Here is a 15,229-nt window from a genome sequence, read left to right as displayed (position 1 = left end):
ATGAAAATAGTAGACATCACAAAAGACACTTTAATCAGTGCTCAGAAAGAAGGATTTACAGTTTTAATCACCAAATTTAATTCAGATCCGTTAAACCCAACCTGGATTGTCGATAAGGTTGAAAACAGCAAAATAGAATCTAGCAAAAAAATGCTGAGCGAAAACTACCAGCTATGCTATTCCATTAAAGAAGCTATTATGACCATCGATAGCCGTCCCTTTATCGGAAAATTACAGCTGAGCCATTAATATCGTTTGATCAATTTATAATTCAATACGCAATCGGAAGAATGTGTTGTTTCACTAACCTGTTAGAAGGATGCAGCACAACTGGATGATTACGGTAAAATACACGCGCGAGGAAAGGCAGCCAGAGGAGGCTGCCTTTTCCGTATACCTGTCGGAAAGCTACGGCAGATCCCGAGAAAATGTCATATGCATGATGCAGCAACGCTGTGGGGCTGAATTTAAAATCCCTAACTTTGCCCTTCTTTTTAAACAACAGCAATTTTTGATGGAACGATTACAGCTTAAACAACAGATCAAAAAAATAGAAGATGAGAAACTATCTTTCCGGGTATTTGATCTGGATGCTGAACATATACATGCCTATACAGAACCGCATCAAAAAGATCACTTTTGCATTTTAGTGATCCAGCGCGGCGACTTAAAACTACAGATCGAAGACCGGCAATACATCCTGAACAGCAGCCGGATTTCGGTTATCTTCCCCAACCAGGTCCACGCCATTCAGGCCATTTCGAAGCAGGTGACCGGCAAAATCATCTTATTTGAAGAGGTATTATTCTGTTCGGATATCCTCAAAAATGAGTTGAGCCCCTATAACATCAACCTTTCGACCCAGCTGAATAACACGGTCCTATCCGCAACGGAATTTGCCGAAAGCATACATACGATCCAGCTGATCAAAAATATCTATGAACATCCGAGTTTGGTCCGCAAGGAAGAAGCACGCTTTTACATCAAGATCTTTTTGCTCAAACTCATCGAATCGGTACACGGTCAGCATCCCGTCCTGGGAAATAAGACCGCAGACCAGCATCTGTATATCGAGTTCAAAAAATTACTGCATGAAAATTACAAAGAACAGCGATCGGTGCAGTACTATGCCGACCAGCTTCATATCACCCCCAAAAGGCTAAATGCCATCAGCAAAAAACACTGCGGCGATACAGCGATCAATACCATTCACAAGCGGATCCTGACCGAAATCAAACGCCAGCTGATGTTTGCGGACATTACTCACAAAGAAATTGCCTTTGATCTGGGCTTCAACTCTCCGGCGGCACTCAACAAATTTGTGAAAGCAAAACTCAATGAAACACCCACCCAGCTACAGAACGAGCTGGCTCAAATGTATAACACGTAGGCCCGTTTGTGTAATAACTGAGCCTTATGGCCGCCCTATCTTTGCGACATAAAATTTAAAGATAGAAACATGAGCAAATTATTTATTGCAGGCGAAGTATTCCATGGTGCGGGAAGCCTTGAAGAACTGAAACATGTAAAAGGTAAAAAAGCTTTCATCGTGACCGGAGGAAATTCGATGCGTAAAAGCGGAACCTTGGATAGAACAATTGCTTTTTTGGAAGAAGCAGGTCTTGAAACATTCGTTTTTGAGGGTGTAGAGGAAGATCCATCCTCGGCGACAAGTTTCAGGGGAGCCGAGGCGATGCTTGCCTTTCAACCGGACTGGATCGTTGGCCTTGGGGGCTGCTCGGCTATTGATGCCGCCAAAATGATGTGGGTATTCTACGAACATCCGGATGCAGATTTCGATGCATTGGTCAAACCCTTTACGGTCCCTAGCTTGAGAAACAAGGCAAAATTTATCGCGATTCCATCCACGAGTGGTACAGGTACCGAAACAACCGGCCTGGCGGTCATCACTGACCGGGAAAAAGGCGTCAAATACCCTATTGTCTCTTACGAACTGACACCCGATATCGCTATCGTGGACGGCGAAGTCTGTGCTTCCATGCCCGCGCATATCACTGCAAATACCGGTCTGGATGCGCTGACCCACTGTGTGGAAGCCTATGTATCGAATATTGATGACAATTACGCTGATGTACTGGCCAAAGGCGGTCTAGAGATCGTTTTCAATAATTTAAGAGAAGCGGTCAGCAACCCAACAAACATCCGGGCCCGCCAAAATATGCACGACGCATCCTTTATGGCCGGTCTGGCATTTAACAATGCCTGGTTAGGTATTGTTCACTCGCTCTCACATCAGGTAGGCGCATTGTACGGTATTCCGCATGGCGCTGCGAATGCGATCTTCTTACCCAATGTCATCCGTTACAATGCCAAAGTATCTACGCGTTTTCCTGATTTAGCGAAGGCGATCGGCAAAGAAACTGCTGAGGAACTGGCACAGGCCATTGAAACGCTACGTGCTGAGGTCAACAATATTTCGTCCATCAAAGAATTTGGTATTTCCAAAGCAGATTGGGAGAAAAACATCGATTACATCACAAACAACGCGTTGCTAGATCCATGTACAGGATTTAACCCACGGGTTCCGGTATTGGAAGAGCTCAAAGCCATCTATAATGCTTGTTACGAAGGTGTTGTTTTTAACGGTTAATACATGCTGAGTTGATAAGCTGAGCGCACTACAACATCGTGCGCTCAGCTTATATATCCAGGAGCTACCCAGGACTGAGCTACGGCTATTCCACCGGATACAGCCTTGAAATTGAACTGATTTTTTTCTTTTTGCCTATTCTTTCGCTGTTACGGATGATTGCCTGATTTATCCCGTTCACTTTCTTCATGTCGAACTTTTCCACCTGCCGATCATAGGTCACCAACCCGTTTATTTCATGCTCCACATCTGAAGTTTGTGTAAAGATCGCACAGCTTAAACCGCTGTACAACATACGCTGTTCAATCTCATTGAGCAGGTAAACGTAGGTATCCGAGAGTATATCCCTATTGATGAGGATCTCGTAAGCGTTATTTGCCACAGGCCACATATGATCGCGCACAAAAAGACCCTTTCCTCCGAATTCGCCCAACGATGCAGCCCGATTTTCGTCCGGTTGCGGAAATGCTTTATCTTCCATCTTTCCATAGTGGTGCCTGTCCACAAAGTCGCCGTTACCGGGATCACCCTGTGCAGGCCGATATCCGGGGGCGTAATTATACCCCGAATTGCCGTTTACTAAGCGCGTAGGATCATATGCTTTTGTCCATTTGGTTATATCTGCCACTTCAAATGCTCCCCAGTTTTCATTGAAAGGCACCCACGTGACGATCGAGGGAACACTAACTAGCTGATCCATCATTTGCTTCAGTTCGGTCCGAAACTGTTTACGTACCGCTACCGAATCCGTATCGTCCGGATACCACAGGTTGGGCATATCCTGCCAGACCATTAAGCCAAGCCGGTCACAGTGATAGTACCAGCGCATGGGCTCCACTTTGATATGTTTACGGATGACGTTAAATCCAGCCTTTTTCGCCAGTTCAATATCGTACAGCAAAGCCGCTTCGGTCGGTGCCGTAAAAATGCCATCAGGCCAATAGCCTTGATCAAGCACGCCGATCTGAAATTGAAATTTGCCATTTAACAAGGTCCTATTGATGCCGTCCACCTTACCGATACCGATGGAGCGCATCGCGAAGTACGAGTCTACCTGATCCACTGTACGCCCTTCTTTATCTTTAAGTTCTACTTTCAGCTGATAGAGAAAAGGATCTTCGGGGCTCCATAAATGTGGATTGCTGATATCGAGATAAAATGCGTTGTGATCCGTTCCTGTCGCTGTCGCCAGCTGCTTTTTATCCGAATACGCGGTGGCAACCACCCTGAGGTCTTTGCCTTGGGTGAGCGCCGTTAGCTGCAAGCGGTTATTTTTCAGCTCAGGGATCAGTTTCAGCTGGGTGATGTATTTTTGCTGTACAGGTTCTATCCAGACTGTTTGCCAGATGCCGGAGCTAAACGTATAATCACCTTTATCACCATTCTTTCCAGATGCTGTTTTACCATCATTTGCGTCGTAGGCTCCAACGACAAGGCTATTGTCGCCCGCCTTTAGAAAATCCGAAATATCCAGGCTAAAAGCGTGGTATCCACCTGTATGATCACCCACCTTTTTACCGTTAACAAAGATCACCGCATACTGATCCACCGCACCGAAATGCAATAAAATACGTTTACCCTTCCATGCGGATGGAATGGTAAGAGCACGTCTGTACCAGAGAAATTTCTCCCCGCTCCGGGCAATTCCGGAGAGTTCCGACTCGGGAGCAAAAGGCACACGGATTGATTCGGTTTTTGCCGGAAATGTTGGTGGAGCGCCAGCTTGACGCGGATCTTGCAGCGAACTGCCGCCCATGTAATCCCATCTTCCGTTGAGATTTTGCCATTCGCTACGCTGCATTTGCGGACGCGGATATTCCGGCAGCGGTGTCTCGGCTTTTAATGCCTCGGCCGTCCAGGGGCTGGGCAGTGTAAAATCAGCTAGGGATTGCGCTTTTGCCACTTCGAGTGTTAAGTACGCCATGAGTAGGATTATCAGTCGACATTTCATTCCGTTCATCATTTCAATTCAGTTATAAGCGAAGGTTAGTTTATAACTCAAATATAAGAAAACAAGCAACTAAATCGAATTATTAATCAATAAACAGCGTAATTGGCCGAGATCCACAACCAGGGCCAGGAAACAATACTACGGCAATAAAAAAGGTCGAGACCTTTAATCCCGACCTTTCAATTAAAACTAATCCAGCCCTCCCATACTACTTAAAGTTTCTTATTCCCAGCCTTTTTATTCCAGCGTCCCAGGAGCCTGCTTGTCGCAAAGCTCACGATGGTACCCAGTGCAGCGGTCAATACCGTCTGCAGCACATCACCCAGAGAGAGACTTGCCCAGATGGAACAGATGGTACCGCCAATCGCAGAGATACGCATATCATTGATTTTCATCGGCATCACTCCTTTCCTCCATAGCCCTATCGCCTGGATCAGCATTACCATCCGGCTGATCAACACTTTCAGGCGGCGGCTTATCCTCTTCCAGGACTGTTTCCAATACGCCTAGCCCCACAGCAATATATTTTAAGATATTCACTGCTCTACCCGGCAGTTTGAGCGGCGCTGCGAGGACCACCTGCAGCACCTGCCCGATTTTGTTTAAGATTTTTTTCATACATATTTGTTTTTAAAGAGACTGGATGAACGGTCAAAGCCTTATATTCCGACTGACCGTCATCCAACCATCCCCCTCTCTATTCGAGCAATATGAGAGGACAAAGAATTCAAAGCATAGCATTTCGACTGCCTATCGCTGACGCAATATGACGGTAACATAAATCACTGTCTGAGCGAAGCGAGTTTGATTTATGCCGTCAGATTGCTAAGAAGATGGCACAAAGGAATGCAGCGAAAAATTCATGTCCTCCCATTGCTATCGAATATTCAAATACACCTCATCCCCCATATCCCACAGACTATACACCAGTGCCTTAAGTTTCGCTAAAGACATATAGATATAATCCATTCTACCTTAATTGGTTAATGTAACGACTGGAACTATGCAGCCTTGCAGTTCTTTCGATGCATTGTTAGCAGCATGGATCAGGATCGCCTCTCGACCGAGCACGATGGGGATATCAATTTATTCGCCATGCTTGGGGTAGCGCCGTTTTTCCAATTTATACTGCCCTATGGGATACAGCTTATCAGTGGGATATTATTTCGGTCGGGCAGCTCGATCGTATGGCAAATTTCTTCGCCTTGATAGGTGATGGTGCCGTTAGTTCCCTGTGTTCCATATTTCCGTTGGAGCAGCAGGATATGTTTTGTTTTCATATCGTTGAATAACCCAGATATTTTGATCGTGAATATTTGTTGCTTTTTCTATCTGACAGCAATAGATAAAGATGGAATCCATCCTCGCGGAATCCTTCGGGTATCGGCACACTTACGCGCTCCTGCTGGCGTTGCCAGGTCTGCTCATTGACGTAGGCATAGCCCTTCTCCACCTGATAGACGCAGAGGATCAGCTGGTCGTCGCCATTCACCAATCCTGAGTAGGTCATTGTATGGGTTACCTCAATGCGGTCGCTGTAGCGATGTACTTGCGCGCGCAGGACACCCCACAACGAACCTTCACTGAGAAGGACCAGAGCAGGATCCACGACAGGTCCACCCTCTTCATGTCTGATCGCTACTTTAAGTAAATATCCGAGAATTCATTCATCCACATAGGTCTACACAGCTATTGAGCTTATGCACCTTAATCTTGCGTCATTCTTCCATATGCAGTCGAAACCGCAAGATAAAGCGGCTTTCCCGTATATCACTTTCCATGATTAATTTTGATTGATTTAGAACGTATTTAAAACCCCTCTCCTTCCCATTAAGGCGCAGCTTTATCGAATCTTTCGTAAGCGTATAACGACCATTGCCATCACCCGATTTAAATGTTCCATCTGGCAAGAATTGCACTGTTTCATTTTGAATGGAATCAAGTCTATCCCTGGAGCCTTCATGTCTTGTATAATCAAAATTCAAATAGGATCTTTCCTCGGCAACAAGCTTCCATTTTTTATGGATAGGATTTTGTTGCGTATTAAAGGACAGCAATAACACAGTAGACAGTCCCTTTAAATAACCATATAATTTCATCCTAACAAAAATATTATTTCCAATAAAAGTAATTTTTACACCGAAGGAGTTCTTTTTCGTCCAGTATACTATAATTTATTTTCATCATACACGCTAGAGAGTGTCCGTAAACTTAGAAAAAATGTAGAGGATTAGCAAAACGAATGGAAGCTTACGCTTTCATTTTTCCGGGAGAAATTCCAAATTTCCTTTTGAATGCCGAGATAAAATGTTGCGAGTTTTGATAACCGATGTGATAAGCTACTTCATTAACATTCATATTGCCATCTAGCAGTAAGCTTTTTGCTGTCTGCATCTTTAGGTCGATAATATATTGATATACCGTATATCCGAAAATCTCTTTAAATCCCAGCGCCAATTTTCGCTTATTTATACCGACCAATTGAGCCAGTCTTGAAATTGTGACAAATTCATTCAGATGCTCTTTCAACAGTTGTCTGGCATGGTAGATTCTATCTTTATCAGATTTCTTAAATGAAAAAGTTTTTTTTCGGAAAATTGTCTTTGCTGTTGTAATTGCAATAAAAATAACTCTGTCATCTTAGCCTCCAGAAACAAGGTTTTCATTTGGCCTGAATAGGCGGTATTTGTCAATTGCGAGACGATAGCATACATCTCCGGCGTAATAGCAAAGGGAGTATTTGAAAACATTCTGGAAGAATGCGGACAGAAATCTCCCATTAATTTTTCAAAATGCGAAAAGCCGATTCTTATTTCATAAAAACGAGCTTTTTCAGCTGGCGACATCAAAATTTCCTGCTGTTGACTACTTTGAAATCTCAACATATGATGACCTGTTTTTAACAGTACATTTTCATTTTTTTTCAACAATTTGCTTTCTCCCGAAAGGCAAAAATGCATTTCAAGCACCTCGCTATCAATATTTACGCAAACGTCTTTGCTATCAAATAAGGTATAGTCGCAATGAATGAACTGTAAGTTGTCAAAGCTTGTTTCCAAAAAAGAGAAATGACCGTCTGAATTACATCCTATTATATTTTCCTTTTCAGTGTACGCACTAAAAAATCCGTTCTGTAAATTTTCCCGTTCAATAAGAATACTGTTTGTTTTTTGCTTCATCACGTAGTTTTTAGTTCGGATTACGTTACCCGTTTACTTCTGGATAGTGTCAACTTTGAATAAAGTTAAATAATATTATTTTGCATGTTATGGATTTAGCACAAGAAGTCATTATCATAGGTACCGGACAGGCAGGGCTGTCTGCCAGTTATTTTCTTCAAAAGGAAAAGGTGAAGCATCTCGTATTTGAAAGTAATAAAATAGGTTTTTCGTGGATTTCACAGCGATGGGATTCATTTAAGATGAATACACCGAATTGGATGACCTCACTGCCTGGAGCAGACATCTGCGAAAAACAGCGTGAGGATTTTATGAGTCGAGATGAGTTTGTCTCCTATCTAAAAAAATATGTCAATACATTTCAACTCCCCGTACAAGAGGGTTATAAGGTTGTTAACTTTCAGATAGAAAATAAAAAATTTGTCGTTACCACTACAAATAATGGACAACAGGTACAATGGCGGGCGAAGGCTGTCATTATTGCTTCGGGCATGATGAACAAGACCAAGCTACCTTATCTGTCCCTATTGATTCCTCAAAATATACTACAGCTACATGCGTCAGCCTATAAAAATCCGGAGCAATTGCCCCAAGGGAACATTCTGATCGTTGGTGGCGCCCAATCGGGCTGTCAGATCGCCGAAGAATTAGCCTTGGCAGGTAAAAAAGTATATATGGCCAGTAGCAAAGTACCTCGTGCCCCTAGGCGCTACAGAGGAAGAGATGTGATGGAATGGCTGAATATAATGGGAGTACAAGACATCACTGCAGCACAACTCCAGCAGAATCCCAAACTCAATGCGACACAGCCGCAAAGTTCGGGGATGGGACAGCGTGGACATACCATCAGTTATCAGTCCCTAAACCGTATAGGCGTCAAAATTTTGGGAAGTCTGAAAGAAATAAAAGGTGACTGTTGTTATTTTGAAGACAATGCCAAAGAGCATATCCATTTTGCCGACCAGACATCAACATATATCAAAAATAGTATAGATGAATTTCTCAAAGATCATCCCGAAATTATCCATGCCGGTGCAGAACCAGATGACGCAGACTTACCAGATAAGGTTAGTGTCTCAGCCTCGGATATTGTCAAGTTACTTCTTCCCGATGAATATATTAGCACAGTCATTTGGGCGACAGGATTTGGTTATGATTTTAGCTATATCGACAGCAAAGTATGTGATGAAATGGAAAAACCCAAACATTTCGAAGGTAAAATAATAAGCGGATTATAATGTGTCGGTTTTCCTTGGTTGAGAAAGAAAAAATCGGGATTGGTATTTGGTGCTGGCGAAGACGCACAAAAAATAGTGCAGCAGCTTTTAGAAGAGATAAATTAGGAGATAAAGGGCAGGATTTGCCCTTTATCTATGTTTTTTATAAAGTCACGACCACTTTCCCAACAGTTCGTCCCGTTTCTATTTGCAAATGTGCCTGAGCCATTTCATCAAAATCGAACACATGCGAAACGTGTGGTTTTAATATACCTCGTTCCAAAAGAGAAGCTATAATATCCATATCTTTTTTACTGGAATATACTGCCATAAAATAGCAGGCATGAAGTTGCTTTTCCTTCGCTTTCTGTTCATCCTCGTTTGTGTATCCTGAATTTAAGGCTACAATGGTTCCGAATGGCTTTAATACTTGTACGGATTTTTGAAAGTTAGCCCCTCCAATCGCTTCTACTACAAAATCAAGATCGTGTAGCACCTCTTCAAATGGCGTCATTCTGTAATCAAAATATTCATCAGCTCCTAATCCCAAAACAAAATCCCTGTTTGGGGCAGATGCAGTGCCAATCACATGGGCTCCCAAATATTTGGCAATCTGTACAGCAAAGTGACCAACACCACCTGAAGCAGCGTGAATTAATACGCTATCTGTTGATCTCAGTTTTCCATAACTATCAAAAGCTTGCCATGCCGTTAAGGCAGCCATTGTACTAGCCGCTGCTTCAATATGCGTGATGTTTTTGGGTTTCAGCACTAAATGATCAGCTGGAGCTGCCACGTATTCGGCGTAAGCTTTTCCATGACCTACAAAATTGACCATACCAAATACTTCTTCCCCAATTGTAAATTCGGTAACATCTGTTCCTATTTCCACAACTTCTCCCGAAATATCCCAACCTAAAATTAAAGGATCAAAATGTGCCAAATCTTCTGCCAAAGGAGCTTGTCGATTTCTTACTTTACAATCTACTGGATTAATACTTATGGCTTTCACTTTGACCAAAACCTCATTAGCCCTAATTAAAGGCTTTTCAATCTCTTTGTAAAGGAGATTTTCTGTATCTCCAAACTCTTTTAAAACTATCGCTTTCATTTATACTTACGTTGAATTACACAAAATTAGCCCTATATAGCACCAATTAACAGGTATATATCGAGTACATTTGGGTATATTTGCATTTATGGCAAGAGAAAATATTTCTAAATCGCTGGAGGTATATTATGAAAAAGTAAATTGTTGTCCACTTCGGGATCGACAGTTTAATTTTTTTGAATTTGTATATGTACTATCTGGGAATGGCGTACATGGCATCAATGGTAACGAACTTCCGTTTGAGCCCGGTGATCTTTTTCTCATCCCGCCAAATGATTACCATTCATTTAATCTTGATCGTATTTGTGAATTTATGGTTATCCGTTTCGGAGAATACTATGTGCGAGAATATCAATGGAAAAGTATTGATCATATCGAATGTCTGTTATACAATGCGTCGGATTTATCTGGATCTGTGTTGATCAACCAAGAAGATAAGAAAATGGTTAGCTCATTGATTGAACACTTACAACAAACGCTCATCCAAGAATCTGTATATACGGAAGATCTGGTTCGGCATTTAGTCAATGCTTTGATTGTCATTGCTGCACGAAATATTGCCATTATTAAACCCAAAAATATAAGTCCACATGCAGACAATCGTATTTTGCAGATATTGGATTATATTCAAGAACATATTCGTTATCCAGCACGTTTGACAATCGCTGTCATAGCGGAAAGATTCGATCTTTCTCCAACTTATTTGGGCAGCTATTTCCGTAAACAATGCAATGAATCCCTTCAGCAATATATCTCCTCGTATCGAATCAGGCTTATTGAACATCGCTTACGTTTTAGCGATAAAAGAGTGCACGAAATAGCGGATGAATTCGGTTTTGCAGACGAAAGTCATATTAATAAGTTTTTCAAGCGACACCAAGGAATGAGTTTAAAGCAATACCGTGATTCAGCTATTAAAGTTGCTGATTGATACTTGGAGATGCATTACCCAATGTTGTATCGACAAGTATACGACTGGCGTGTCCCAAGCGAATATCATTGACGGAATTGAAAGGCAAATTGGACTTAAACAAGTAAAGCGCACTGCAGGAGCGCGCTTTACTCAGTTAATACCATCAAGTATCATTTTCGCCCCCTATTGTTCCATCTACCGATCATGCGGCTTGTGGCAAAGCTGACAAGCGTACCTATAGCCGCAGTCAGCATCGTGCTAAGCACATCATCCAGTGATAAACTAGCCCAGATGGAACAGATGGTACCGCCAATCGCAGAGATACGCATATCATTGATTTTCATCGGCTTCGCTCCTTTCCTCCATAGCCCTATCGCCTGGATCAGCATTGCCATCCGGCTGATCTATCCCTTCGGGTGGTGGCTTATCCTCTTCCAGGACTGTTTCCAATACGCCTAGCCCCACAGCAATATATTTTAAGATATTCGCTGTCTTACCCGGCAGTTTGACCGGCGCTGCGAGGACCACCTGCAGCACCTGCCCAATTTTATTTAAGATTTTTTTCATACATATTTGTTTTTAAAGAGACTGGATGAACGGTCAAAGCCTTATATTCCGACTGACCGTCATCCAATCATCCCCCTCTCTATTCGATCAATATAGGAGGGCTAGGAATAGTATGGCTTCATCAATAATCGAGGACAGAGAATTGAAAGCCTAGCATTTCGACTTCAATCCACCCAACAACAGCTTCGATAAATATGAAGGGCCAGGAATAGAAAATATAGCGTTCTGACTGTCAAGCTTTGACGGGATCTGGCGTCAATATGAATCACTGTCTGAGCGCAGCGAGTTTGATTCATATAGCCAGATAACTAGAAAGATGACACCAAAGAATGCAATGATCTATTCCGGCCCTACATTTATCGAATATTCAAATACACCTCATCCCCCATATCCCACAGGCTATACACCAATGCTTTAAGTTTTGCTAAAGCTTTACCACTGTAATCACCAGTACCTTCACCTGTTAAGGTCGTTACCGGTGCGATACAGCCATGTAGCTCTTTCATCGCATTGTTAGCTGCATGGATCAGTATTGCTTCACGGCCCAGCACATTGGGGATACCGATCTGCTCCCCATGTCTGGGGTAACGCCGCTTTTCCAGCCTGTACCGACCGACAGGAATACAGCTGATCCGAGGGAGGTTGCTAAGATCTGGCAATTCAATCGTATGGCAGATATGCTCCCCCTGATAGCTGACGGCTCCATTGGTTCCCTGTGCTCCATACTTTCGTTGGAGCAGCAGGGTGTGTTGGACAGCCATGTTAGCTAATGGTCAGTTCGCCCAGGTGGAAACTCGGTGAAGTCTTGACACCATCCCGATGGCCTGTAAAGACCCAGCCTTCGAGTACATCACCCGCGTAGCTTGCCGGTAGCGTGAAACTCAGATTCGCTGCCGCCCTTGTCGAAGACTCCAGAATACTGAAGAAATTCTTGTTCTTGTTGTACATCAACAGGATGACCGAATCATCAGCAAAGGAGTTGTATTTGTTGAGCTCCGGTGCCCATGTCAGGGCAATCTCCTGCGGAAAAGGTTCTGACCATTCGGGCGCCATCAGGTTGGACAATGAGCCTTTCGCAATAACGATCTTTGAATAATCGATTTCCAGCGTTGGGTAAGTACCCGTCACTCCACCATTGTTCATCAGATATTGCAGCGCCTTGTTGTAACCCGTTGCTTTTCCCTGCAACTTGTCCGAATAGCCCAGGTTGAGCAGATCCATGATCGGCGACAGAAAGGCTACCGCCATTGCAAATTTAGCCCGTTGGGCAATCTGTCCTTCACTTGCTTTTTTGTTTGAGATCTTGGAGAGTGAGCGTACATAATCCACTCCTCGCCAACTACTTCCTATTACACTTCCCACTTTCCCAGAGTAGGCCCCGTGTATTCCTTTTAAGAATCTTGCCATGATTATACATGTTTGATTTATAAACAATTACGACTGTCATGAGCAGTCTTTGTTTTGCTAGCAAGAGCTAAATTAGGAGGACTTTTGGTCTTAAACGAAGAAGTACAGGGATTAATTTTATATGATTGGGAGCACTGTCATTGCCTGTCAGATTACAGCAATAGATTGAGAGTTTGATAAGAGATTGGCGCAGCCATTCAGGGAATTTGGCATTAGGAAAGACCTGGAATTTACCATCCCACGAGGTCGGTGGCCCGGCTACTATTGGGGTAGTTATTGGCTGCCCTTCGGGCCCTGCTCGACTCGGGGTGCGGACAGGTTCGGCTCCGCCTCGGCTGCTGTTCGGGTACTGTTCGGCTGGAAGTCGAAGCCGAGCCGAAGAGCTCTCGAAGCCCACCCGAAGGAGACCCGAGCATGGGCCGAAGCTGCCCCGAAGCGGAGCCAAGCGAGGGCCGAAGCGCTGTCGAAAGCGAGCCGAATATCGGCAGGAATGTGCCGGTAAATCCAGCACATAACCCGGCGATTGAAAAAATAAAAATATATTTTATAAACCCGCATTGGCAAAATGCCCAATACTAAAAAGGGAGCCGAATGGCTCCCCCTTGAAAACAAGTTAAATCCGCCCCTTCCGCCTACTCTCTTCAAGCTGCTGATGCAGGTCCGACGGGTAGTAATAATGCCGTTTGCCAAGCTTCCTCGGCCTGAGCTTTCCCTCGCGGACCAGCCGATAATACTTCGATTCAGAAATACCCAATTTATCGAGTACATGAGCGATATCAAGCATATGTTCCAGTTCGGCAGGTATTTCCACTGTTCCTGCCGGAACTTTATTCATTTCTTCTGTTATATACTTCAAGATTGCTTGCAGCAAAGAAGATATGACCTCCAAAAGGTCACATATGCGGTTCATTAAATTTAACATAACCATGCAATTAGACATGCTGGTCGCCGAAACGAGCCGCTTCACACAATTGGCATTGTACAGGGGCCCCATCACCACAGCGTTAAACAATACATCCATTTTAAGCCAGATTAAACTCTTCCTCCAATTTTGTTTCATCCAGCGATTTTAATATTCCCCAAAAATCTTTTAAGTTTTTGCTGAGGTCACGGGAGGGCGTGATCAACCTTTTGAGTTTGTCCTCCGGCAACCATCGTTCCAGTTTCTCCTTTATCTCAGCATTGAGTTCCAACTTATTAGGCCGGTTTACTGGCACCCGAAAGTACAACATATTGACATACACCCGCGCCCGTATTTTGACCAGCCAGGGATTTTCCTGCAGCTCTTTGGTGGTCACGTCTATCCGGCAGAATTTGCCATCATGCATATACACATCCGCGGTACGCTGTTCTTTATAGATGATCACAGCATGCAGACATTTTATTGTCGTATAGTCTATTAACTCTTCAATCTTCCATTTGCGCAGCAGGTACACCATCAATGCAGGTCTATCCCGATCCCGCTTCCATAAATCCAGTAGTGTATCCTGTGATACCATCTCATTTTGATGCCAAAAGCCTATCGCTGTTGGAGCGATTTCCTCCAATGGCGGCTCCATTAAACTTTCATCCAACTGAACTACCATATTTTGACTTTCATCTGCAGCCTGATGCTCCCCAGATTGTACCCCCGTCGTCAATAACAGTACTTCAGTAGGAGGAGCTACAGGCTCTGGGATAGTCTTATGAATTTTAAGCTGCCCAAATAGCGGCAATTGCAGCAATGCCCATCCGGGAAACCAGTGGATAAACAGTATATAGCCGACCACTATCGGAAAGAAAAACCAGAAGTCAGTAGTCAGGTAAGCATAAGAAAACAAGATCAATCCTGGCTTATCGGGCAGTAAAACTTCAAGTATAAGCCCATGAATGGCCAGGATAATGCCTAACGAGTACAGCATATAGATGATAAAATTCAGCTTAGCGTTCCCTGTAAATCTTCGACGGTTTACCAAAGCTGTATGTATATATTTAATCAGAACGGCATAGACCATCAGCAACAATATCGTACCGATCCATACCGATATAAAGCGCTTACTTGCCATACGCTCAGCCACATCAAGCCCTGCAGATCCCAGATTTATCCACAGTGAGAAGATGCTGCAAAAGAAAATATAAACCAGGTAAAAGAATATTCCGCTCTTTTGTCCAGCAGTATCATTTAATAAATACGAAAATCCCCCTTTACTTTTCTTTAATTTTTCAGGCCACATAATTGTTAGATAGTCTTTAGGTAATTGGCTTTAAAGCAAATAAACACGTGTTTTAAGGAG

20 protein-coding genes are annotated in these 15,229 nt (G+C 43.4%); 5 read left to right on the top strand and 15 right to left on the bottom strand.

Annotated features, from left to right (window positions below):
* The 3 genes from M2408_RS09495 to M2408_RS09485 all read left to right on the top strand — a co-directional run bounded on the left by M2408_RS09495 (position 1) and on the right by M2408_RS09485 (position 2,611).
* Entirely contained in the window at positions 1-249 is a 249-nt protein-coding gene (locus M2408_RS09495) for a hypothetical protein (protein ID WP_259181209.1), read from the top strand.
* A gap of 70 nt (positions 250-319) precedes the next feature.
* Positions 320-1,390, top strand: a complete 1,071-nt coding sequence (locus M2408_RS09490; RefSeq protein ID WP_259181208.1) for an AraC family transcriptional regulator — start codon at positions 320-322, stop codon at positions 1,388-1,390.
* Positions 1,391-1,459: 69 nt separating this feature from the next.
* Entirely contained in the window at positions 1,460-2,611 is a 1,152-nt protein-coding gene (locus tag M2408_RS09485; RefSeq protein ID WP_259181206.1) for an iron-containing alcohol dehydrogenase, read from the top strand.
* Positions 2,612-2,696: 85 nt separating this feature from the next.
* On the opposite strand, the gene M2408_RS09480 is transcribed toward M2408_RS09485, so the two are convergent.
* The 8 genes from M2408_RS09480 to M2408_RS09445 form a co-directional block, all read right to left on the bottom strand.
* The gene (locus M2408_RS09480; protein ID WP_259181202.1) at positions 2,697-4,535 is read right to left on the bottom strand and encodes a glycoside hydrolase family 2 protein; all 1,839 of its coding nucleotides are present in this window, start codon (positions 4,533-4,535) and stop codon (positions 2,697-2,699) included.
* Between the two features lie 239 nt (positions 4,536-4,774).
* Positions 4,775-4,957: a hypothetical protein gene (locus M2408_RS09475; protein ID WP_259181200.1), complete on the bottom strand. Its 183-nt coding sequence runs from the start codon at positions 4,955-4,957 to the stop codon at positions 4,775-4,777.
* Entirely contained in the window at positions 4,944-5,150 is a 207-nt protein-coding gene (locus M2408_RS09470; protein ID WP_259181198.1) for a hypothetical protein, read from the bottom strand. Before M2408_RS09470 ends, M2408_RS09475 begins: the two co-directional genes overlap by 14 nt.
* 545 nt (positions 5,151-5,695) lie before the next feature.
* The gene (locus M2408_RS09465) at positions 5,696-5,842 is read right to left on the bottom strand and encodes a DUF5675 family protein (RefSeq protein WP_259181196.1); all 147 of its coding nucleotides are present in this window, start codon (positions 5,840-5,842) and stop codon (positions 5,696-5,698) included.
* Positions 5,839-6,225 (bottom strand): DUF6266 family protein, encoded by a 387-nt coding sequence (locus tag M2408_RS09460; RefSeq protein ID WP_259182122.1) that lies wholly within the window; start codon positions 6,223-6,225, stop codon positions 5,839-5,841. Before M2408_RS09460 ends, M2408_RS09465 begins: the two co-directional genes overlap by 4 nt.
* A gap of 55 nt (positions 6,226-6,280) precedes the next feature.
* Positions 6,281-6,661: a hypothetical protein gene (locus M2408_RS09455; RefSeq protein ID WP_259181194.1), complete on the bottom strand. Its 381-nt coding sequence runs from the start codon at positions 6,659-6,661 to the stop codon at positions 6,281-6,283.
* A 151-nt stretch (positions 6,662-6,812) separates the two neighbouring features.
* A complete protein-coding gene (locus tag M2408_RS09450) occupies positions 6,813-7,091 on the bottom strand; it encodes a helix-turn-helix transcriptional regulator (protein ID WP_259181192.1) in 279 nt (92 codons plus the stop codon).
* Entirely contained in the window at positions 7,088-7,741 is a 654-nt protein-coding gene (locus tag M2408_RS09445; RefSeq protein ID WP_259181190.1) for a hypothetical protein, read from the bottom strand. The genes M2408_RS09450 and M2408_RS09445 overlap by 4 nt, the downstream gene beginning before the upstream one ends.
* 89 nt (positions 7,742-7,830) lie before the next feature.
* On the opposite strand from M2408_RS09445, the gene M2408_RS09440 reads away from it, so the two are divergent.
* Positions 7,831-8,979: an NAD(P)-binding domain-containing protein gene (locus tag M2408_RS09440; RefSeq protein WP_259181188.1), complete on the top strand. Its 1,149-nt coding sequence runs from the start codon at positions 7,831-7,833 to the stop codon at positions 8,977-8,979.
* Positions 8,980-9,121: 142 nt separating this feature from the next.
* Here the strand turns inward: M2408_RS09440 and M2408_RS09435 are convergent, their stop codons facing one another.
* Entirely contained in the window at positions 9,122-10,069 is a 948-nt protein-coding gene (locus M2408_RS09435) for an NADP-dependent oxidoreductase (RefSeq protein WP_259181187.1), read from the bottom strand.
* Between the two features lie 88 nt (positions 10,070-10,157).
* Here M2408_RS09435 and M2408_RS09430 point away from each other — a divergent pair, with 88 nt between their 5' ends.
* Entirely contained in the window at positions 10,158-11,000 is an 843-nt protein-coding gene (locus tag M2408_RS09430) for an AraC family transcriptional regulator (protein WP_259181185.1), read from the top strand.
* A gap of 152 nt (positions 11,001-11,152) precedes the next feature.
* On the opposite strand, the gene M2408_RS09425 is transcribed toward M2408_RS09430, so the two are convergent.
* The 6 genes from M2408_RS09425 to M2408_RS09400 all read right to left on the bottom strand — a co-directional run bounded on the left by M2408_RS09425 (position 11,153) and on the right by M2408_RS09400 (position 15,169).
* The gene (locus M2408_RS09425; protein ID WP_259181184.1) at positions 11,153-11,326 is read right to left on the bottom strand and encodes a hypothetical protein; all 174 of its coding nucleotides are present in this window, start codon (positions 11,324-11,326) and stop codon (positions 11,153-11,155) included.
* Positions 11,313-11,549 carry a hypothetical protein gene (locus M2408_RS09420; RefSeq protein ID WP_259181182.1) on the bottom strand — a complete coding sequence of 79 codons (237 nt, stop codon included), beginning with the start codon at positions 11,547-11,549 and terminating at the stop codon, positions 11,313-11,315. The genes M2408_RS09425 and M2408_RS09420 overlap by 14 nt, the downstream gene beginning before the upstream one ends.
* Positions 11,550-11,905: 356 nt before the next feature.
* Positions 11,906-12,310, bottom strand: coding sequence for a DUF5675 family protein (locus M2408_RS09415; RefSeq protein WP_259181181.1), 405 nt, complete (start codon positions 12,308-12,310; stop codon positions 11,906-11,908).
* 1 nt (position 12,311) lies between these two features.
* Positions 12,312-12,956: a DUF6266 family protein gene (locus M2408_RS09410; protein ID WP_223583110.1), complete on the bottom strand. Its 645-nt coding sequence runs from the start codon at positions 12,954-12,956 to the stop codon at positions 12,312-12,314.
* Between the two features lie 613 nt (positions 12,957-13,569).
* The gene (locus M2408_RS09405) at positions 13,570-14,016 is read right to left on the bottom strand and encodes a helix-turn-helix domain-containing protein (RefSeq protein WP_259181178.1); all 447 of its coding nucleotides are present in this window, start codon (positions 14,014-14,016) and stop codon (positions 13,570-13,572) included.
* Positions 13,979-15,169 (bottom strand): hypothetical protein, encoded by a 1,191-nt coding sequence (locus M2408_RS09400; protein ID WP_259181176.1) that lies wholly within the window; start codon positions 15,167-15,169, stop codon positions 13,979-13,981. Before M2408_RS09400 ends, M2408_RS09405 begins: the two co-directional genes overlap by 38 nt.
* Between the last annotated feature and the right edge of the window lie 60 nt (positions 15,170-15,229).

The organism is Sphingobacterium sp. BIGb0165 (assembly GCF_024810095.1).
Taxonomy (GTDB): Bacteria; Bacteroidota; Bacteroidia; order Sphingobacteriales; family Sphingobacteriaceae; genus Sphingobacterium; species Sphingobacterium detergens.
This window is presented reverse-complemented; position numbering and strand designations above follow the sequence as displayed.